The sequence below is a fragment of the Micromonospora haikouensis genome (assembly GCF_900091595.1).
Taxonomy (GTDB): Bacteria; Actinomycetota; Actinomycetes; order Mycobacteriales; family Micromonosporaceae; genus Micromonospora; species Micromonospora haikouensis.
The window spans coordinates 25271-44961 of record NZ_FMCW01000015.1 but is presented as its reverse complement, the minus strand read 5'-3'; the positions used below and the strand labels follow the sequence as shown (position 1 = coordinate 44961).

The 19691-nt window shown below is 74.7% G+C and carries 22 protein-coding genes; 15 read left to right on the top strand and 7 right to left on the bottom strand.

Annotated features, from left to right (window positions below; translation table 11 throughout):
* Nucleotides 1–3 precede the first annotated feature (3 nt).
* Nucleotides 4–717, top strand: a complete 714-nt coding sequence (locus GA0070558_RS16775) for a DUF8185 domain-containing protein (RefSeq protein WP_091281185.1) — start codon at nucleotides 4–6, stop codon at nucleotides 715–717.
* 131 nt (nucleotides 718–848) lie between these two features.
* Complete coding sequence (locus tag GA0070558_RS16770) at nucleotides 849–1433, top strand: type III secretion system chaperone family protein (protein ID WP_043966274.1); 585 nt, start codon at nucleotides 849–851, stop codon at nucleotides 1431–1433.
* Nucleotides 1434–1482: 49 nt separating this feature from the next.
* Here the strand turns inward: GA0070558_RS16770 and GA0070558_RS16765 are convergent, their stop codons facing one another.
* From GA0070558_RS16765 to GA0070558_RS16755, 3 genes are all read right to left on the bottom strand, one after another.
* Nucleotides 1483–1902, bottom strand: a complete 420-nt coding sequence (locus GA0070558_RS16765; RefSeq protein WP_091280922.1) for a globin — start codon at nucleotides 1900–1902, stop codon at nucleotides 1483–1485.
* 137 nt (nucleotides 1903–2039) lie between these two features.
* Entirely contained in the window at nucleotides 2040–3431 is a 1392-nt protein-coding gene (locus GA0070558_RS16760; protein ID WP_091280919.1) for an MFS transporter, read from the bottom strand.
* A 299-nt stretch (nucleotides 3432–3730) separates the two neighbouring features.
* Entirely contained in the window at nucleotides 3731–4810 is a 1080-nt protein-coding gene (locus GA0070558_RS16755; RefSeq protein WP_091280915.1) for a mechanosensitive ion channel family protein, read from the bottom strand.
* A gap of 264 nt (nucleotides 4811–5074) precedes the next feature.
* Between GA0070558_RS16755 and GA0070558_RS16750 the strand changes: the two genes are divergently transcribed.
* A complete protein-coding gene (locus GA0070558_RS16750) occupies nucleotides 5075–5617 on the top strand; it encodes an HNH endonuclease (protein ID WP_043966647.1) in 543 nt (180 codons plus the stop codon).
* Between the two features lie 30 nt (nucleotides 5618–5647).
* On the opposite strand, the gene GA0070558_RS16745 is transcribed toward GA0070558_RS16750, so the two are convergent.
* The 3 genes from GA0070558_RS16745 to GA0070558_RS16735 all read right to left on the bottom strand — a co-directional run bounded on the left by GA0070558_RS16745 (nucleotide 5648) and on the right by GA0070558_RS16735 (nucleotide 7719).
* A complete protein-coding gene (locus GA0070558_RS16745) occupies nucleotides 5648–6535 on the bottom strand; it encodes a class F sortase (RefSeq protein WP_091280912.1) in 888 nt (295 codons plus the stop codon).
* A 12-nt stretch (nucleotides 6536–6547) separates the two neighbouring features.
* Nucleotides 6548–7051: a hypothetical protein gene (locus GA0070558_RS16740; RefSeq protein WP_091280910.1), complete on the bottom strand. Its 504-nt coding sequence runs from the start codon at nucleotides 7049–7051 to the stop codon at nucleotides 6548–6550.
* A gap of 233 nt (nucleotides 7052–7284) precedes the next feature.
* Nucleotides 7285–7719 carry an Lrp/AsnC family transcriptional regulator gene (locus tag GA0070558_RS16735; protein ID WP_091280907.1) on the bottom strand — a complete coding sequence of 145 codons (435 nt, stop codon included), beginning with the start codon at nucleotides 7717–7719 and terminating at the stop codon, nucleotides 7285–7287.
* A gap of 145 nt (nucleotides 7720–7864) precedes the next feature.
* On the opposite strand from GA0070558_RS16735, the gene GA0070558_RS16730 reads away from it, so the two are divergent.
* Genes GA0070558_RS16730 through GA0070558_RS16675 form a run of 12 tightly spaced genes read left to right on the top strand, consistent with a single transcriptional unit; the run spans nucleotide 7865 to nucleotide 18919 of the window.
* On the top strand, nucleotides 7865–8827 hold the full coding sequence (locus tag GA0070558_RS16730; protein WP_091280904.1) for a tryptophan 2,3-dioxygenase: 963 nt from the start codon (nucleotides 7865–7867) through the stop codon (nucleotides 8825–8827).
* A 14-nt stretch (nucleotides 8828–8841) separates the two neighbouring features.
* Complete coding sequence (kynU, locus tag GA0070558_RS16725) at nucleotides 8842–10122, top strand: kynureninase (RefSeq protein WP_091281183.1); 1281 nt, start codon at nucleotides 8842–8844, stop codon at nucleotides 10120–10122.
* A complete protein-coding gene (locus GA0070558_RS16720) occupies nucleotides 10119–11465 on the top strand; it encodes an FAD-dependent oxidoreductase (protein ID WP_091280901.1) in 1347 nt (448 codons plus the stop codon). Before kynU ends, GA0070558_RS16720 begins: the two co-directional genes overlap by 4 nt.
* A gap of 23 nt (nucleotides 11466–11488) precedes the next feature.
* Nucleotides 11489–12970, top strand: a complete 1482-nt coding sequence (locus GA0070558_RS16715) for a 2-hydroxymuconic semialdehyde dehydrogenase (protein WP_091281180.1) — start codon at nucleotides 11489–11491, stop codon at nucleotides 12968–12970.
* On the top strand, nucleotides 12967–13761 hold the full coding sequence (locus GA0070558_RS16710) for a 2-keto-4-pentenoate hydratase (protein ID WP_091280898.1): 795 nt from the start codon (nucleotides 12967–12969) through the stop codon (nucleotides 13759–13761). The genes GA0070558_RS16715 and GA0070558_RS16710 overlap by 4 nt, the downstream gene beginning before the upstream one ends.
* Nucleotides 13758–14546 (top strand): 2-keto-4-pentenoate hydratase, encoded by a 789-nt coding sequence (locus GA0070558_RS16705; protein WP_077938672.1) that lies wholly within the window; start codon nucleotides 13758–13760, stop codon nucleotides 14544–14546. Before GA0070558_RS16710 ends, GA0070558_RS16705 begins: the two co-directional genes overlap by 4 nt.
* Complete coding sequence (locus GA0070558_RS16700; RefSeq protein WP_091280895.1) at nucleotides 14543–14971, top strand: RidA family protein; 429 nt, start codon at nucleotides 14543–14545, stop codon at nucleotides 14969–14971. The genes GA0070558_RS16705 and GA0070558_RS16700 overlap by 4 nt, the downstream gene beginning before the upstream one ends.
* A gap of 36 nt (nucleotides 14972–15007) precedes the next feature.
* Complete coding sequence (locus tag GA0070558_RS16695; protein ID WP_091280892.1) at nucleotides 15008–15532, top strand: 3-hydroxyanthranilate 3,4-dioxygenase; 525 nt, start codon at nucleotides 15008–15010, stop codon at nucleotides 15530–15532.
* Nucleotides 15532–16653, top strand: a complete 1122-nt coding sequence (locus tag GA0070558_RS16690) for an amidohydrolase family protein (protein WP_256091981.1) — start codon at nucleotides 15532–15534, stop codon at nucleotides 16651–16653. The genes GA0070558_RS16695 and GA0070558_RS16690 overlap by 1 nt, the downstream gene beginning before the upstream one ends.
* A 50-nt stretch (nucleotides 16654–16703) precedes the next feature.
* The gene (locus tag GA0070558_RS16685) at nucleotides 16704–18167 is read left to right on the top strand and encodes an amidase (RefSeq protein WP_091280887.1); all 1464 of its coding nucleotides are present in this window, start codon (nucleotides 16704–16706) and stop codon (nucleotides 18165–18167) included.
* Between the two features lie 49 nt (nucleotides 18168–18216).
* The gene (gene ctaJ, locus GA0070558_RS16680) at nucleotides 18217–18525 is read left to right on the top strand and encodes an aa3-type cytochrome oxidase subunit CtaJ (protein WP_431896366.1); all 309 of its coding nucleotides are present in this window, start codon (nucleotides 18217–18219) and stop codon (nucleotides 18523–18525) included.
* Nucleotides 18512–18919, top strand: coding sequence for a DUF5130 family protein (locus tag GA0070558_RS16675; RefSeq protein ID WP_043966300.1), 408 nt, complete (start codon nucleotides 18512–18514; stop codon nucleotides 18917–18919). The genes ctaJ and GA0070558_RS16675 overlap by 14 nt, the downstream gene beginning before the upstream one ends.
* Before the next feature lie 179 nt (nucleotides 18920–19098).
* Here GA0070558_RS16675 and GA0070558_RS16670 read toward each other — a convergent pair whose 3' ends face one another.
* Nucleotides 19099–19662 carry a Uma2 family endonuclease gene (locus GA0070558_RS16670; protein ID WP_091281177.1) on the bottom strand — a complete coding sequence of 188 codons (564 nt, stop codon included), beginning with the start codon at nucleotides 19660–19662 and terminating at the stop codon, nucleotides 19099–19101.
* Nucleotides 19663–19691: the final 29 nt, after the last annotated feature.

Genomic DNA, 19691 nt, shown 5'->3' with positions numbered 1-19691 from the left:
GGGCTGACCGGGGCGGCCGACGCGGGCGCGTTCCTGGCCCGGCTGGTCCGGCTCGACCCGGCCGCGCCGGTCCGGCTGCGGTCGGCCCCGCCGGTGGGCGAGCCGGGCGCGGCGGGCGGCCGGACGGCGCTCTGGGCCCGGCTGCCGTGGGGCGTGCTGGCCGTCCGGACCGTTGGCGGGCCGGGGTGCGGTGACGTCACGGTGGCCGCCCGGGAGCTGCTGGCCGCGCTGTCGTCCGGCGCGGGCGACCTGCCCGCGCGGCGGGACGCGCAGTGGCGTTGGCCGCTGCCGCCGCCGGCGAGCCGGTCGGTGGAGCTGCTGCCCGCCGGGGAGCTGTGGCGGATCGCGGCGGCGGCGGCCGGCACGCTGCGGGACGCCGCCGCGCACGGGGTGGCCGGCCGGGCGGTGGGGCAGCGGGCGCTGCGCGACGCCCTGCTCGACCACGTCGCGGTGGTGGTCACCCCGGACGACCCGCCCGGCCCCCCGGTCGAGGTCGCCCAGCGGCTGGTCCAGGGGCTGGTGCGGATGGGCTTCCTGGGCCGCCCCGGCAACGCCGTCGGGGCCGCCGCGAGCCTCGGTGCGGGGGCCGGAGGCGGTGACGTTCAGGTGAGGATGGCCGGCCGATGGGTCGGCCTGGTGGGACCATACGGAGCCGTGTGGTCGCAGAAGGTCGCGGATCTTGCCGTTACGCCGCTCGGGACTCATCCGAAAGTATGACCGGCGGTCATTCTTCTGGCCTGGTGCTGTCGTTGGGGGGATGCCACAACCCGGCTGTCCGGGTACCGTCCATCCTCGGATCCAACGCACCGTAGGCGGCTGGATCCGCTGGGGAGTGAGGTGCGCGAGCGATGCCGTGGTGGTCATGGCGCCCCGGTCCCGCCGTTGGCGGCGAACCGGAAACTCGAAGCGGGATCACAGTGGACAGCACCGTCCGGGTCGGACCACCGGCCCCACGTCAACCGGGCGACGACTGCCCGTCCGTCGATCGGCCGATGATCGCCGACATGTCGGCCACCATCGCGCCGGTCACCCTTCGCCGGGTCTGCGACGCGCTCGACCTGCTGGACGTGCGCTACCTGGCCGACGGCGACGGCAACCTGCTGGCCATGTGGGAGCGGCACGCGGTGCTGGTCACCCTGGAGGGTCCCGAGGACGAAATCCTGGTGATGCGGGCCCGCCCGCACGCCACGGTCCCACCCGACTGGGCCGACCGGGCCTACCGGGTGGTCAACGAGTGGAACCACACCCGACGGTTCTGCAAGGCCTACATCGGCGACCCCACCGAGCGGGGGCAGTTGCCGATCTACGCGGAGCTCCAGGTGCCGCTCGGCGCCGGGGCGCACGACGCGCTGCTGGTGGAGATGCTCGACTGCGGGGCCGCGGTGGCCACCACCTTCGTGGACTGGCTGCACGACGAGGGCGCCCTGCTCTGACCCGTACGGTCCCGCCCGGGTCGCCGCCGGCGGCCCGGGCGGGACCGCGTCAGGTCGGTCCGGCCGGGTCCTCCATGACGTTGACCATGAAGTAGGCGGCCCGTTCCAGGTAGTCCCAGAGCGCGGTGGCGATCTCCGGCGGCAGATCCAGCCGGTCCACGGCCCGTCGCATGTGGTGCAGCCAGGCGTCGCGCTCGGCGGCACCGATGCGGAACGGGGCGTGCCGCATCCGCAGCCGGGGGTGCCCCCGCTGGGCGGAGTAGGTGTTGGGGCCGCCCCAGTACTGCATGAGGAACAGCGTCAGCCGGTCCGCGGCCGGGCCCAGATCCTCCTCCGGATACATCGGCCGCAGCAGCGGATCGGTGGCGACGCCGGCATAGAACTCGTCCACCAGCTTGCGGAAGGTGGGTTCGCCGCCGACCGCTTCGAAGAGGGTCACGGCACGCTCGGACTCACCGGTGGGATTCACCGCTCCATCCTGCCAGGTGCGGCCGGAGCCGGCGGGGGCCAACCGGCCCGTGCGCTGCCGACCTCGTCACAGCGGGGCGGGGGCGGTCCGGCCGGCGAGGGGAGTCGGGCGGCCCGCGATGGCGGCCCCCGGGCGGGTCAGCTCACCGCCTGGCTGGCCCGGCCGCGCTCGCCCGGCGTGCCACCCTCGTGTCCGCCCCCCGCGGCGGCCGGCCGGGGTCGAGGCTCGCCGCCCCCGGCCGGGGTTGGCGCGCCCGCGTTGCCGGCGGCCTCGACCGCCGTGTCGATCGCCGCCCGCGTCGGCCATGCCGCGGCGGTGAGCAGCATCAGCACCACGCCGGCCGCGCTCCACCCCCCGACCACCACCGGGATCGGGAAGCGCTCGGCGAGCAGGCCGGTGACCAGCACCGCGAGGCCCTGGATCACCTGGACCCCGGTGGCCATCACGCCGAACGCCCGGGCCCGGTAGCCGTTGGGCAGCGCGCGGACGAAGAGACCGTTGGCGACCGGGAGCAGCCCGGCGACCGCGAAGCCACACAGGCCGGCGAGCAGCGCCACCACCAGCGGCGGCGGGTCGAGCAGCGACGGCACTAGGACGAGCGGGGCGAGCACCGCCAGCGGCCGGATCAGCACGAGCCGGCGGGCCGGGGCGACCGCCCGGCTGACCAGCAGCCCGCCCAGGATGAAGCCGACCGGGTTGGCGGCCATGATCACGGCCTGGGCGACGCCGCTGTCCATGCCGTCGTCGACGCCCTCGCGGGCCCAGGCGGCGGCCAGCCCCTCCGGCACGATGGAGAAGAGCATGGCGCTGAAGACCAGCAGGGCGATCGCCCGCAGCACCGGGGTGCCGAAGACGATCCGGAAGCCGTCGCCCGTCTCCCGCAGCAGGTGGCTGCGGTGGGCACTGGTCATCGCCGGCGGCCGGTCCTGGACGCCGAAGCGGACCAGGGCCGCCGAGAGGGCGAACGTGGCCGCGTTGACCAGCAGGGCGAGGGTCGGGTCGAACGCGGCGAGGGCCGCGCCGATGAGATAGCCGAGCACCTGGGCGGCCTGGCCGGTGCTGCTGTTGAGCGAGAGCCCGACCACCAGCCGGTCGCCGGTCAGGATGAGCGGCATCAGCGCGGACCGGGCGGCCTGGCTGGGCGGGTTGGCCAGGGTGGTCGCGAAGAGCAGGCAGAGGATCAGCCACGGCTCGTTGCCCGGGAGGGCGACCAGCACCATCAGGGCCATGCGGATCAGGTCGCACGCCACCATCACCGAGCGGTAGCGGTAGCGCTCGGCCAGCGTGGCCAGCAGCGGGCCGCCGATCAGCCAGGGCAGGAAGCTGACCGCGAACGCGGCGGCGGAATAGCCCACGGACTGCGTCTCGCGGTAGACCAGCACCGTGACCGCGGCCTTGGCGATGAAGTCGCCGATCCAGGAGAGCGCGCTGGCGGTGAAGACCGCCCTGTACTCCCGTTGGGCGAACACCTCGCGGAAGGTGGCCGGCCCTTCCTGGGAGGGTCGCTCGTCGGACACCGTGGCCTCCATCGTTCCCACGGTGGGCCACTCGTGATGGCCTGACCGGGAACCGTCGTCAGATCTACGGATCAGCGAGACGTGATCACGCTCCGGCAGGTGGCGTGCGTACCGGATTCTGCCCGATCGTCTGACAACTAGCTAGGGCGAACGGATTGATCGTCGCATCTCCGACTGAACGAACGGACGATACCCGAGGGGCCGCACGGTCCGCGACCCCTGTATTCTCGGTCAACAAAACCGCAGGTCATCGACGGTTCTCGGTGCCTGGAGCGGGGTGGGGCCGCTGCGGCGGTGGCGGCGGAGCCGGGTCAGGTGGCCCCGCCCTGGCCGGTCGCCGTGTCGTCCGCGGCCCGCAGGGGGACGCCCGGATAGAGGCGGGCCGCGGCGATCTTGGCGGTGATGCCCGAGTTCTCCAGCGCCTCGGCGAGCCGCCGGCGCAGTTCCCGGCCCACCGCGAACTGCCCGTCCGCGGTGGTCTTCACGACCGTACGGATCACCGCGCCGTCCACCGTCATCTGCTCGACGCCCAGCACGTCGGGCTGCTCCACGATCTCCGGGGCCAGGTCCGGGTCCAGGGCCACCGACGCGGCGGCTGTGCGCAGCACCGCCGTCGCCTCCTCGGTGCCGGCGAAGCCGATCGGCAGGTCCACCACGACCAGCGCCCACCCCTGGCTCTTGTTGCCCACCCGGACGATCTCGCCGTTGCGGATGTACCAGAGCACGCCCCGGCCGTCGCGGACCGTGGTGACCCGCAGGCCGACCGACTCCACCACGCCCGTCGCCTCGCCCAGGTCCACCGTGTCGCCCACGCCGTACTGGTCCTCGACCAGCATGAACAGCCCGGCGATCAGGTCCTTGACCAGGCTCTGCGCGCCGAAGCCGAGCGCCACGCCGGCGATGCCCGCGCTGGCCAGCAGCGGCGCCAGGTCGAAGCTGAACTCCCGCAGGATCATCAGCAGCGCGATGCCGAAGACGAACGCCGTGACCATGCTGCGCAGCACCGAGCCGATGGCCTCGGCCCGCTGCCGCCGCCGCTCGGGGATGAACTCGCCGGGCTCGTGGGCGGCGGTCGGCACCCGCTCGCGCAGCGGGCGCAGCAGCGTGGGCACCCCGTCGGCGGTGGTCCGGACCAGCCGCTTGATCATCCGGTGCAGCGCCCACCGGGCGATGAGGGCCAGCGCGAGGATCAGCAGCACCCGCAGCGGCTTGAGCAGGATCCAGTAGCTGCCCTCCGCGAACCAGGCCGAGCCGCTCGTCTCGTACAACCACTCGCAGGAGGTGCTGCCCTGGCAGTCCGCGCTCGGCGACGGATCCGGGGACGCTCCGGGGGCCACGACGGCGGCCGCGGCGGCGGGAAGGGCGGCGAGGAACAGGCTGGGGGCGCTCACCCTGCTTTCGTACCCCACCGCCCGCGACCGGCCGGCAGCGGGGCGCATACGCCGGGGCGGACCGTGCGGAACCGGTCATCCTGACACAACCCCGGAATGCTTCGGCGAGGGACCCCGGATTAGTACGTGCAATCCGGGGCCTTATCAGGGACGATTGGCGCAACGGACGTCGGTGATCCCGCCGACGCCGGCGTCGTTCCGCCCTGCGCGGGGCACGCCCGGCGTGCCAGCGGTGGGAGCAGCTGGACCGGGAGGGTGAGCTCGATGCCTGACATACGACCCACGGTGGGCTCCGGCGCGCTGGTTCTCAACGCCACCTACGAGCCGCTGTGTGTCGTGTCGGTGCGTCGCGCCGCCATCCTCGTGCTCTCCGCCAAGGCCGTCTGCGTCGCCGACGGCGAGGGGATCCTGCACAGCGCCCGCAACGCGCTCCCGGTGCCCTCCGTGGTCCGGCTCACCCGGTTCGTGCGGGTGCCCTACCGCGCCCACGTCGGGCTCTCCCGGCGGGCGATCTTCGCCCGGGACGGCTGGCGGTGCGCCTACTGCCGGGGCCCCGCCGAGACCATCGACCACGTCTTCCCGCGCAGCCGGGGCGGCCGGCACGCCTGGGAGAACGTGGTGGCCGCCTGCGCCCGGTGCAACCACACCAAGGGCGACAAGACCCCCGCCGAGCTGGGCTGGCGGCTGCACGCCCCGCCCGCCGTGCCGAAGGGGACGGCCTGGCGGGTGCTCGGGCACCGGGCCCCCGATCCGCGCTGGGCGGACTGGCTCGACCTGCGCGAGGCCGAGACCGAGGCGGCGGCCTGAGCCGCGTGTCCTCCGCCGGCGCGGTGCGCGTCAGGTGGTGCGCGCCTTCACCAGGGACGCGTACACCACCACGTTGTCGGCGTACCCTGTCTCGCCGCCGACCCACGCGCCGCCGCAGGTGATCAGGCGCAGCCCCGGCCGACTGAAGTCGCCGTAGACCTCGTCCACCGGCAGCCGGGCCTTGGCGTAGCGCCGCACCTCGTCGACCTCGAAGATGGCCACGGAGCGGTCGGCCCGGCGCACCTCGACCCGGTCGCCGGAACGCAGCTCCTTCAGCTCGTGGAAGACCGCCGGCCCGGTGCGGGTGTCGACGTGGCCGACGATCACGGCCGGGCCGTACTGGCCGGGGGTCGGGCCCTGGTCGTACCAGCCGGCCTCCTGGGCGCGGTCGGCGTCGGGCACCCCGATGCTGCCGTCCGCGGCGATGCCCACGTCGTGCACCGGGGCGTCGAGGCCGATCGGCGCACTCGCGATGCCCACCGGCCGGCTGGCCGGCAGCACCGGGAACTTCTTCGGCGGGGGCCGCAGCCCGGCGATGAAGCGGTCCGGCAGGAGGCTGTGCCCCGTCACCTGTTCGACGCCGAGCATCGCCACGATCAACACCATCAGGGCGGCGACGAACAGCACCGGGAACCCGGGGCCCCGGCGGACGGCCCGTTGCCACCGGCGGGCGGCCGTACCGGAGGGGTCCGCCGCGCCGACGGGCCCGGCGCGGCCGGGTGTCACGGCGTGGCCGGGCGGCCCCACGGTGGTGACGCTGGCGGAGAACGCCTGCCGGGCCACCCGGGCGAACCGGCCGCAGCCCCGGGCCACGAGCCGGGCCGCCGCCCGGACCGGCCTGCGCCGCGTCCGCCGGGCGCGGTCCCGCCGGTCGCGCTCGCGTCGGGCCGTGGCGTCGGCGCGGGTACGTCGGGCCATGACGAATCCCGGTCAGGACCGCGTCCCGGTCTGCCGGCGGGAGCCGAACGCGCCGAACCCGGCCGCGACGGCCGCCGCCACCAGGCCGCCGACCAGCAGCAGCGAGCCCGTGCCCCGGCCCTCGCCGGCCGTGCCGCCGGCACCGGTGTTCGGGCCCTTGCTCGGCTGCGTCATGTTCAGCACGGTGAGGGTGGTCGTCGCGGTGCCACCGTTGGCGCAGCGCAGCTCGACGGAGTAGTCGCCGGCCTGCTTGTTGCCGGGGATGGTGACCGCCCCGGTCAGGAAGCCGTTGTTCGGCCGGAGCACGACCCGCCCGAACGCGTCGGACTGCACGTCGGCCTGGCGGTTGTTGTCGTTGTCGCAGCTCGCCCGGATGTCGACCCGGGTGCCGGCCTGGGCGCTGTTCGGGGTGACCTCGATGAAGGTGTTCTCCCCGGCCCGGGCCGGCGCGCCGGCGAACAGGACGAACGCCCCGATCAGGCCGAGTACGGTCAGCACGGCCCGCATGGCCCGCATGGCCGGATGGGCGCGTTGTGACGCGGTAAGTCCCCGCATTGTTCCCCCCTCCCGGTGCACGGGCACCGGAATCCTCCCCGGGACAAGTCCGCCCTGCATTCCCTTTGGCCCGGGGGCAAACCCCGCGCCCAGGGGCGCTCGCGCCGGGATGCCGCCACGGGTCCGCGCGGCGGGTCGGCAGGTGTTAGGAGGGGGCCCTTCCTATACAGAAAGCATTAACAAGGTGCCCTTCCTTACAGGCGGGTGACGGGGTGCCAGGCCAGGGGGGTGGAGAGGACCATCGTGCTCGACGGCTGGCCGTACGGGGCGAGCCGGTCGATCACCCGCTCGAAGTCCCCGATCGAGCCGGCCGCCACCCGCAGCACGCTGCACGCGTCGCCGGTGATCCGGTGGATCTCCATGATCTCCGGCCAACCCGGCACGTCCGGGTCGTTGAGGATGCACCGCGACCCGTAGCAGGACATCCGGATCAGGGCGACCACCGTGCGGCCGGCGCGGGCCAGGTCGACGTGGGCGTGGTAGCCGGTGATCACCCCCGACTCCTCCAGCCGGCGGACCCGTCCGGCCACGGCCGGCGGCGACAGGTGCACCCGCCGGGACAGCTCGCTGTACGAGAGCCGGGCGTCGGCCTGGAGTTCCCGCAGCAGCGCCCAGTCCATGTCGTCCACGCCTGACCTTCCTCTCCGAAAGGTGGATGGGGGTTTCGGCTTTGGCTTCGCAGGTCGAAGGGCGGCAGCGCCGTCGAATCGGCATTCCGTTCGGCCGGTCGACCGGGGCACCATGACGCTACCCGGCTCATGGAGGAGACGACAGGTGGAGCAGACGGACCTGCGGGTGCCCGCACCGGCCACGGTGGTCCGTCCGGCGACCCCGCGGCAGCGGGCGGCCCGGGCGGCCCGCAACGGCGGCGAACCGACCCTGGACTTCGCCGACCGGGTGCCCTACGACGCGTACGTGCACGCCAGCACCCTGCACCGGTTGCAGCAGCCGCTGAGCGACGACCCGGGCGAGATGTCCTTCCTGATGGTCAGCCAGATCATGGAGCTGTACTTCGGGCTGACCCGCCACGAGCTGCGCGAGGCCCAGCGCTGCCTGCGCGCCGACCGGGTGCGCGCCGCCCTGGCCCCGCTGCGCCGCGCGGCGTTGCACCTGGAGGGGCTCAACGCGGCCTGGAAGGGGCTGCGCTGGATGACCCCGGCCGACTTCAACCGGTTCCGCAACCTGCTCGGCGAGGGCTCCGGCTTCCAGTCGGCGATGTACCGGCACCTGGAGTTCACGCTCGGCCTGCGCGACGCGGCCCTGATCCGGCCGTTCCGCCGGCAGGCCGAGGTGCACGCCGAGCTGCGCGCCACGCTGGCCGCCCCGAGCCTGTGGGACGACGTGGTGGCCCTGCTGGCCCGGCGCGGCTTCGCCGTGCCGGCCGAGGTGCTGGGGCGCGACGTCGCCGAGGAGCACCGGCCGCACCCGGCGGTGGAGGCCGCCTGGGTGGCGATCTACGACGGCGAGGGAGCCGGCGGCGAGGAAGCCGGCGACGGGGAGACAACCGGCGAGGAAGCCGGCGCGGGCGGGGCGGGCGACGAGCTGCGGCTGCTCGGCGAGGCGCTGGCCGAGGTGGCCGAGCAGTTCGGCGACTGGCGGTGGAACCACGTCAAGGCGGTCCAGCGCACCATGGGCGCGAAGGTCGGCAGCGGCGGCTCCGCCGGCCTGGCCTGGTTGCAGCGCAGCATGGCCCGGGTGGTCTTCCCCGAGCTGTGGTCGGCCCGGACGGCGATGTGAGCGGGGAGGACACGATGACCGTCGCGGAGAGCGAGGCGCACCGCCTCGACAAGGCCGACCCCGGGCACCGGCACCTGTTCCACGTGCCGCCGGCCGACGGCGGGCGCTACCCGGAGGCCGCGTACCTGGCCGGCAACTCGCTCGGCCTGCAACCCCGGGCCACCCGCGCCGAGCTGCTGGCAGACCTGGACGCGTGGGGCCGCCTCGGCGTCGAGGGGCACCTGGAGGGGCAGCGGCCCTGGCTGCCGTACCACGAGCTGTTGACCGGGCCCGTCGCGCGACTGGTCGGCGCGCGGCCCACCGAGGCCGTGGTGATGAACTCCCTCACCGTCGACCTGCACCTGCTGATGGTCAGCTTCTACCGGCCGGCCGGGCGGCGCACCCGCATCGTCATCGAGGACGCCGCCTTCCCGTCGGACAGCTACGCGGTGCGCAGCCAGGCCCGCTTCCACGGCCTCGACCCCGACGCCACCGTGCTGCGGCTGCGCCCCCGCCCCGGCGAGGACGCCCTGCGCACCGCCGACGTGACCGACCTGCTCGCCGCCGAGGGCGACACGATCGCGCTGGTGCTGCTCGGCGGGGTCAACTACCTCACCGGCGAGCTGCTGGACATCCCGGCGATCACCGCCGCCGGCCGGGCCGCCGGTGCGGTCGTCGGCTGGGACCTGGCGCACGCCGCCGGCAACGTGCCGCTCGCGCTGCACGACTGGGGCGTCGACTTCGCCGCCTGGTGCTCCTACAAGTACCTCAACTCCGGCCCGGGGGCGCTGGCCGGCGTCTTCGTCCACGAGCGGCACCTCGGCCGGGCCGACCTGCCCCGCTTCGAGGGCTGGTGGAGCACCGACGCTGCCACCCGGTTCGAGATGACCCCGACGTCCCGGCCGCCGGCCACCGTGGAGGCGTGGCAGGTGTCCAACCCGCCGATCCTCGCCATGGGCCCGGTGCGCACCTCGCTGGAGCTGTTCGACTCGATCGGCATGCCGGCGCTGCGGGAACGCAGCCTGCGGCTCACCGGCTACCTGGAGCGGCTGCTCGACGAGGTCACCGCCGACCGGCCGCTGACCGTGGTCACCCCCCGCGACCCGGCCCGCCGGGGCTGCCAGCTCTCCGTGCGCATCGGCGCGGGCAGCGCCGGGGAGCTGACCAAGCGGCTGCGCCACGAGCACGGGGTGGTCGCCGACGCCCGGGAGCCGGACGTCGTCCGGTTCGCCCCGGTGCCGCTCTACTCGACGTACCACGACTGCTGGCGGGTCGCCGACGCGCTGGCCGCGACGGTCGCGGAGGTGACCCCATGAACCCCGAACGCGAGGAGATCGCCGTCGTCGGGGCCGGGCTGGCCGGCTGCCTGCTGGCCTGCTTCCTGGCCCGGCGCGGCTACCGGGTGGCCCTCTACGAGCGGCGGCCGGACCCGCGCACCGGCCGCGTCGAGCGGGGCCGCTCGATCAACCTGGCGCTGTCCGAGCGGGGGCTCGACGCGCTGCGCCGCATCGGCCTGGCCGAGCAGGTGCTGGCCGACGCGCTGCCGATGCGCGGGCGCATGATCCACCCCGTGGTCGGTGAGCCGACGTTCCAGTCGTACAGCGCCACCGGGGACCGGGCGATCAACTCGATCAGCCGGGGCGCGCTCAACAACGCCCTGCTCACCGCCGCCACCGCGCTGCCCGGGGTGCGGGTCGCGTTCGACCACCGGCTCGTCGGCCTCGACCCGGCCACCAGCGAGATGACCTTCGAGACCCCGCAGGGCAAGACCACGGCCGCCGCGCCGGTCGTCCTCGGCGCCGACGGGGCCGGCTCCGCCGTGCGCGGGCAACTCCTCGCGTACGGGGTGCTCCAGGAGAGCCTCGACTTCCTCGACTACGGCTACAAGGAGCTGACCGTCCCGCCGGTCGGCGGGGAGTTCGCCCTCGACCCGGCGGCCCTGCACATCTGGCCGCGCGGCACGTCGATGATGATCGCCCTGCCCAACCCCGACCGCTCGTTCACCTGCACGCTGTTCTGGCCCACCCACGGCACGGCGAGCTTCGCCTCGCTGACCAGCCCGGCGGCGATCGAACGGCACTTCGCCACCCACTACCCGGACCTGCTGCCGCTGGCCCCCAACCTGGTCGACGACTACCAGCACAACCCGGTCGGGGTGCTCGGCACCGTCCGCTGCACCCCGTGGCAGGCGGGCGGGCGGGTCGGGCTGCTCGGCGACGCCGCGCACGCCATCGTCCCGTTCTACGGCCAGGGCGCGAACTGCGCGTTCGAGGACGTGGTGGCGCTGGACCACTGCCTCGACGAGTGCGCCGACGACTGGGCGGCGGCGCTGCCGCTGTTCCAGGCGCGGCGGCAGGGCGACGCCGAGGCGATCGCCCGGATGGCGCTGGCCAACTTCGTGGAGATGCGCGACAAGGTGGCCTCCCCGGTCTTCCAGGCCCGCCGCCGCCTCGACCACGCGCTGGAGCGGGCCCTGCCCGGGCGGTACGTCTCCCAGTACGAGCTGGTGTCCTTCTCCACCACCCCGTACGCGCGGGTGCGGCGGCGGGTGCGCCGCCAGCAGGCGGCGCTCGGGGCGGTGGCCGCCGGCACGGCGGCGCTGCTGGCCGGCGCGGTCGGCGCGGTCGGCGCGGCGTGGACCCGGGGACGGCGGCGGTGAGCGTGACCTGGGATCCGGGCCTGATGGCCGGGCGGGCGGCCGGCGGGCCGCCGCTGCTGCGGCACTTCGTCGGCGGGGAGTTCGTCGACGCGGGCCGGCGGTTCACCAAGCACAGCCCCGTCACCGGCGAGCCGGTCTTCGAGGTGGTCGAGGCCGACCGGTCCACCGTCGACGACGCGGTGGCCGCCGCCCGGGCGGCGCTGCGCGGGCCGTGGGGCCGGACGGGGGAGCGGGAGCGCGCCGAGGTGCTGCGCCGGGTCGCCGACGAGCTGGAACGCCGCTTCGCCGACCTGGTCACCGCCGAGGTCGCCGACACCGGCAAGTCCATCAGCCAGGCCCGCACGCTGGACGTGCCCCGGGCCGCGGCCAACTTCCGGGCGTTCGCGGAGATCGTGGCGACCGCCCCGACGGAGTCGTTCACCACCGTCACCCCGACCGGCGGGCGGGCGTTGAACTACGCCGTGCGCAAGCCCGTCGGCGTCGTCGCCGTGATCGTCCCGTGGAACCTGCCGCTGCTGCTGCTCACCTGGAAGGTCGCCCCGGCCCTGGCCTGCGGCAACGCCGTGGTGGTCAAGCCCAGCGAGGAGACCCCCGCCTCGGCGACCCTGCTCGCCGAGGCGCTGGCCGCCGCCGGGGTGCCCGACGGGGTGTTCAACCTGGTGCACGGCTTCGGCCCCGACTCGGCCGGCGAGTTCCTCACCCACCACCCGGACGTCGACGCGATCACCTTCACCGGCGAGTCCGCCACCGGCGGGGCGATCATGCGGGCCGCCGCCGATGGGGTGAAGGCCGTCTCGTTCGAGCTGGGCGGCAAGAACGCCGGCCTGGTCTTCGCCGACGCCGACCTCGACGCCGCCGTCGCCGGGTCGGTGCGGTCCAGCTTCACCAACGGCGGCCAGGTGTGCCTGTGCACCGAGCGGATCTACGTGCAGCGGCCCGTGTTCGACGAGTTCGTCGGGCGGCTGGCGAAGGCGGCCGACGCACTCGCGTACGGGTGGCCCGCCGACGAGGCCACCGTCAACATGCCGCTGATCTCCCACCAGCACCGGGACAAGGTGCTCGGCTATCACGACCTGGCCCGCGCCGAGGGGGCCGAGTTCCGGGCCGGCGGCGGCACGCCCGCCTTCGGCGATGCCCGCGACGGCGGGGCGTACGTGCGGCCCACCGTGCTCACCGGCCTGCGCCCCGACGCCCGCACCAACCGCGAGGAGATCTTCGGCCCGGTGGTGCACGTCGCCCCGTTCGACACCGAGGAGGAGGCGTACGCGCTGGCCAACGGCACCGAGTACGGCCTCGCCGCGACCGTGTGGACCCGGGACGTGGGCCGGGCGCACCGGGCCGGGGCCCGCCTCGACGCCGGCATCGTCTGGGTCAACACCTGGTTCCTGCGGGACCTGCGCACCCCGTTCGGCGGGGTGAAGGCGTCCGGCATCGGCCGCGAGGGCGGCGTGCACTCCCTCGACTTCTACTCCGAACTCACCAACGTCTGCGTGGACCTCACATGACCGTCGACATCGAAGCCGCCGCCCGGGAGCTGACCGAGGCCCGGTCCAGCGGCAAGCCCTGCCCGCCGCTGCGCGGCCGGCTGCTGCCCGAGGGGGACGTCGCGTCGGCGTACCTCGTGCAGCAGCGCCAGGCACGGGCCTGGCACGGCCGGGGCGAGCGCCGGGTCGGCGCGAAGATCGGCCTGACCTCCCGGGCCGTGCAGGACGGCTTCGGCGTGTACGAGCCGGACTTCGGCGTGCTGACCGACGCGATGGCCGTCGCCGACGGCGACGAGGTGCCGATCGGGCGGCTGCTCCAGCCCCGCGTGGAGGCGGAGATCGCCTTCGTGCTCGGCGCGGACCTCACCGTCGGGCGGCCCACCACCGTCGACCTGCTGCGGGCCGTCGACCACGTGCTGCCGGCTATCGAGATCGTCGACTCGCGGGTCGCCGGCTGGGACATCTCCATCGTCGACACCGTCGCCGACAACGCCTCCAGCGGGCTGTTCGTGCTCGGTGCCGCGCCGCGCCGGCTCGCCGACGTCGACCTGCGGCTGTGCGGGATGGTCCTGGAGCACGCGGGGGAGCCCGTCTCGGTCGGCGCGGGCGCGGCGTGCCTCGGCAACCCGCTGCACGCCCTCGGCTGGCTCGCCGGCACCCTTGCCCGCGCCGGCGACCCGCTGCGCGCCGGTGACGTGGTGCTCTCCGGGGCGCTCGGGCCGATGGCGCCGGTGACGCCCGGCGCGGCGTACGAGGCGCGGATCTCCGGGCTCGGCTCGGTGCGGACCTGCTTCAGCGAGGAGAAGTCATGATCGGGGTGGACACCGCCGGCATCGCCGCGAAGCTGGGCGAGGCGGCCGACACGGCCACCGCCATCGGCCAGCTCGCCGCCGAGACCGGCCTCGACGTCGACGGCGCGTACGCGGTGCAGACCGCCCTCGTGCAGCGCCGGCTCGACCGGGGCGAGCGCCTCGTCGGGCTGAAGATGGGGCTGACCAGCCGCGCGAAGATGGCCCAGGTCGGCGTCGACGAGGTGATCTGGGGGCGGCTCACCGACGTGATGCGGGTGCCCGACGGCGGCACGGTCGACGTGGCCGACTTCATCCATCCCCGGGTCGAGCCGGAGGTGGCGTTCCTGCTGGACCGGGTGCCCGAGCCGGGCGAGCCGGTCGGGTCGTTCGCCGACGCGGTGCGCGCCGTGGCCCCGGCGATCGAACTGATCGACTCCCGGTACGCGAACTTCACCTTCTCCCTGCCGGACGTGATCGCCGACAACACCTCGGCCGGCGTGTTCACGATCGGGCCCTGGTCGCCGGTGCCCGACGGGCTGGACAACCTCGGCGTGCTGCTGGAGGTCGACGGGCGCATCGCGCAGGTCGGCTCGACCGCGGCGATCCTCGGCGACCCGCGCCGGGCCCTGGACGAGGGGCTGCGACTCGCCGGCCGGCACGGGGTGCGGCTGCGCTCCGGCTGGGTGTTCCTCGCCGGGGCCGCGACGGCCGCCGTGCCGCTGCGGCCGGGCGCGCACGTGCGGGCCGTCGTCGAGAAGCTCGGCGTCGCGTCGCTGCGGGCGGCGTCGCCCGGGGCGGCGTCGTGAGCGGGCGGGCTCGGGTGGTGGCGGGGAAGGCCGTGCCGCGCGGGGCGTTCCCGCACGTCAAGGTCGCGGGCGGCTTCGTCTTCGTCTCCGGTACGTCGTCGCGGCGGCCCGACAACACGTTCGCCGGCGTCGCCGTGGACGAGTTCGGCACCACCGACCTGGACATCCGGGAGCAGACCCGGGCCGTGATCGGCAACCTCCGGGACCTGCTGCGCTCGGTCGGCGCGGACCTGGCCGACCTCGTGCAGGTCACCTCGTACCTGGTCAACATGAACGACTTCGGTGGCTACAACGAGGTGTGGGCGGAGTTCTTCGACGCGGACGGGCCGACCCGGACCACGGTGGCCGTGCACCAGCTTCCGCATCCGCACCTGCTGATCGAGATGCAGGCCGTGGCACTTCTTCCGGCGGAAGGTCAGTCGTGACGTCGGAAGGTCAGTCGTGAGTTCGGGAGGTCAGTCGTGAGTGAGATCGCCGAGCCGTTCAGCTTCCCCGGCTGGATCGCCGAGAACCAGCACCTGCTGAAGCCGCCCGTGGGCAACAAGGAGATGTTCCCCGGCGGCGACGACTTCATCGTGATGGTCGTCGGCGGGCCCAACCAGCGCACCGACTTCCACGTCGACCCGTACGAGGAGTTCTTCTACCAGGTCAAGGGCAACATGCACGTCAACCTGATGACGCCGGAGGGGCCGCGTACGGTGCACGTGCGCGAGGGGCAGATGTGGATGCTGCCGCGCGACACCCCGCACTCGCCGCAGCGCCCCGAGGCTGGCTCGATCGGCGTGGTCGTCGAGCGGGTCCGCGAGGAGGGCACGCTGGAGAAGTTCCAGTGGTACTGCCCGCAGTGCGGGGCGAAGGTGCACGAGGTGGAGTTGCAGGTCCGCGACATCGCCGCCGACCTGCCCCCGGTGTTCGGCGCGTTCTACGCCGACGAGGCCGCCCGCACCTGCGGCGACTGCGGCGCGCTGCACCCGGGCAAGGGCTGATGACGGCCGGGCCCGCGTCACACTCACCCGCCCCGGACGGGGGCGCACCCGTCGTGGACGTGCACACGCACGTCGTACCGAAGGGGTGGCCGGACCTCGGCGCGGCGTGCGGCGGGTCCGGCTGGCCCTGGCTGCGGGTCGACTCCGAGCGGGCCGCCATGATCATGGTGGGGGAGACGGAGTTCCGGCCCGTCGGGGCGGAGTGCTGGGACGCGCCGACCCGGCTGGCCGACATGGCCGCCGACGGGGTCGACGTGCAGGTGGTCTCGCCGACGCCGGTGTTCTTCTCCTACGACCGCCCGGCCGACCAGGCGGCGAAGGTCGCCCGGATCTTCAACGACCTGACGCTGGAGGTCACGGCCGGCGGCGGCGACCGGCTCGTGCCGTTCTGCCAGGTGCCGTTGCAGGACCCGGACGCGGCCTGCGCCGAGCTGGACCGCTGCCTCGCGGCCGGGCACGTCGGGGTGGAGATCGGCAACCACGTCGGCGACCGCGACCTCGACGACGCGGGCGTGGTCACCTTCCTCCAGCACTGCGCGCACGTCGGCGCGCCCGTCTTCGTGCACCCGTGGGACATGCCGGACGGCCCCCGGCTCGACCGGTGGATGGCCCGCTGGCTGGCCGGGATGCCCGCCGAGACGCACCTGTCGGTGCTGGCGATGATCCTCGGCGGGGTGTTCGACCGGGTGCCGGAGACGCTGCGGATCTGCTTCGCCCACGGCGGCGGCAGCTTCCCGTTCTGGCTGGGCCGGGCCGACAACGCCTGGCACCGCCGGGGCGACCTGGTCCGGGGCGCGTCCGCCGCCCCGCCCAGCGCGTACGTCGACCGGTTCTGCGTCGACTCGGTGGTGTTCGCCCCGGCGGCGCTGCGGCTGCTCGTCGACACCATGGGGGAGGACCGGGTGCTGGTCGGCAGCGACTACCCGTACCCGCTGGGGGAGCGGCCGGCGGGGCGGGTGGTCCGCGAGGCGGACTTCCTCACCGCCGGGCAGCGCGCCAAGCTCCTCTCCACCAACGCCCTGCGCTTCCTCGGCCTGGAGCGACGGTTCGCGATCCGGGAGCTGCTGTCGATCGACCGCGACTGGGCGGGCCTGCTGGAGGACGACAAGACGCCGCGGTGACCGGTCGTGTCGGGCGGCGGGGCGGGGCGGGGTCGGGCAGGATGGGCGGGGTGGCCGAGCTGCACGACCTGACCGCCCTGGAGCAGGGCGCCGCGATCGCACGCGGCGAGTGCTCCAGCGTGGACCTGGTCGAGCACCACCTGTCCCGGGTCGACGCGCTCGGCGACACCGTCGGCGCGTTCGTCACCGTCACCGGCGAGGCGGCCCGCCAGGCGGCGCGGGCGGCCGACGCCGCCCCCGCGCAGGGGCGCGGCCCGCTGCACGGCGTGCCCACCGCGATCAAGGACCTGACGCTCACCGCCGGGGTGCGCACCACGTTCGGCTCGGCGGCCTTCGCCGACCTGGTGCCCCCGCTCGACGCCGACGTCGTCCGGCTCATCCGCGCCGCCGGGCTGGTCAGCCTCGGCAAGACCACCACCAGCGAGCTGGGCTGCTCGCTCTACTCCGAGGGCCTGGTCGCGCCGCCGGCCCGCAACCCGTGGGACCTGGCGTACACGGCCGGCGGGTCCTCCGGCGGAGCCGCGGCGGCGGTCGCGGCCGGGCTGGTCCCCGTCGCCCAGGGCTCCGACGGCGGCGGCTCGCTGCGCATCCCCGCCTCGCTGTGCGGCCTCGTCGGCCACAAGCCCAGCCGGGGCGCGGTCCCCGGCGGGCCGTTGGGCTTCGGCGCGTTCGGCCTGCCGATCAACGGGCCGCTGGGGCGCACCGTCGCCGACGTCGCCGCGCTGCTCGACGTCATGGCGGTGCCGGTGCCCGGCGAGCCCTACCTGCCGCCGCCCGCGCCCGACGGCGGCTACCTCGGCGCGGCCCGCGGCGGCGCGCCCGGCCGGCTGCGGGTCGGCCGGTTCACCGCCCCGATGCTCGCCGACGAGCCCGTCCACCCCGACTGCGTGGCCGCCGTCGACACCGCCGCCGCGCTGCTCGCCGACGCCGGGCACGAGGTGGTCGACGTCCCCGCGCCGTTCGGCCCCGAGGTGTGGCCGCTGTTCGAGATCGTGTGGTATGTCCTGGCGCTCACCCCCGTCCCGCCCGAGCGGGAGAGCCGGCTGCTGCCGCTGACCCGCCTCCTGCGCTCGCGCGGCGCGGAGATCTCCGCCGGCACCCTGACCGGCACCCTCGGCGAGCTCCAGGCGCAGGTACGCCGGGCCGCCCGCCGCACCGCCGGCTGCGACCTGCTGCTCTGCCCGACCCTCGCAGCGCCGCAGGCGCCGGTGGGCTGGTTCACCGCCGACGGCGACCCCGAGCGCGACTTCGACCTGCAACGGCGGTTCTCGCCGTACTGCGCCGTGTTCAACGTCACGGGGGAACCGTCCGTGTCGCTGCCGCTGGGGCGCACCGCCGAGGGGCTGCCCGTCGGGGTCCTGCTCACCGGCCGGTACGGTGCCGACGCGACCCTTCTCGGTGTCGCCGCGCAGCTTGAGCACGCCAGTGGCGGGTGGGATCGCCACCCCGCAGTCTGGCGGGCCGTGGGCTCCGCTAACGTGAATACGAGCGGAGTCGGCGAGCCGATGTCATGATCGTCCAACCGACCCGGAAGTTCCTGGTCTCTCTTTCCGCCTGGGGGCGTTGGGATTGTCTGTTACCGAGACGTTGCTGATCTTCGTCGGCATCCCGGCGGCCGTGGTGCTGGTGATCACCGCGCTGGCGTTCGCCGGTGGCCGGTCCTCCGGTGGCGGTGCCAAGCGCTACCGGCCGGGTCGACCCTTCGACTTCACTCCGGTCTGGTTCCTGGGCCGTCCGGAGCAGCTGGCCGACTCGGCCGGCACCGCGCTGGCGGCGGGCGCGCAGGCGCCGGCGCTGACCAGCCACAAGCTTGACCGGGCCGGCGTCGAGGCGCCGGCTGGTGGAACCGGAGGCGCAAGTGACCGTTGGTGAGAAGCAGGCCGAGGCGGGCACCCCGCCCGAGGTGCTGGACGGGCCCTTCTCGACCCGCCAGCTGCTGCGCATCGACGAGGCGCTCCGCCTGGCCGACCAGGGGACCGGGCTGGTCTTCTCGGTCTACGTCGGCGGGCTCGACGAGCCGATCCGCGCGCACGCCCAGCGGCTGCACCGCCAGCTCGCCGACCCCGACCGGTCCGTGCTGATCGCGGTGTCGCCCAACCAGCGCCAGCTCGAGATCGTCACCGGGCGGCAGGCGCGCAAGCGCATCCCCGACACCTACGCGAAGCTCGCCGCGCTCTCCATGGTGGCGGCCTTCGGCGGCGGCGACCTGGCCGGCGGCATCATCAGCGGTCTCGACCAGCTCGCCAGCCACGCCGGACGGGCGTAAGGAAGGGCCCCTTCTTAACGCATACGGTCGAGAAGGGCACCCTTCTCACCACCCGTACGGCGAGCAGGAGCCCACGGCGAGCAGCACCGCACACGACGGCGACGCCCGGTCCGCGACAGCGGACCGGGCGTCCGTGCGTTCGGCGGGGCGTGCCGGTCCGGCGGGGCGGGGCGGTGCCGTCAGCGGGGCCAGCGGCCCGGGTCGAGCGTCATCGGCCAGGGCTCGGCGACCTGCACGGGGTCATCGGGGCCCACGGTGCCGAGCAGGCGGTAGTGGTCGTCCTTGGCCAGCTCGTAGCGGTACACGACCGGCCCGAAGTCGCCCCGCTCCACCCGCCAGTAGGCGGGAACGCCGGCCTCGGCATAGAGGGCCGGCTTCGTGAACCGGTCGTGCCGGCGGCTGCTGGGTGACTCGACCTCGACGACGAGCGCCACATCCGCGGGCTCGGCCCACATCCGTTCCCGCGGGGCGGTCGGCCGCAGCACCGTGACGTCGGGGATCAGGTTGCCGCCCGGCACCCGCACACCGATCTCGCGGATGACCCGCCAGCCCGGCGCAGCGGCCTGGCGCAGCGCCATCCGGATGTCGTCGGCCAGCTCGTGATGGTCCGGTCCGGCCGGTGGGGTCACGTGCAGGCTCCCGTCGATGATCTCGTAGCGGTTCCCGTTCTCCGGCAGGTCGCGCAGGTCCTCCTCGCGCCAGCCGCGCCCCGGCGGCTGCCACCCGTACGTCGGCTGTGCCATCGCGTCCACCTCCTCACGCCACACTAAAC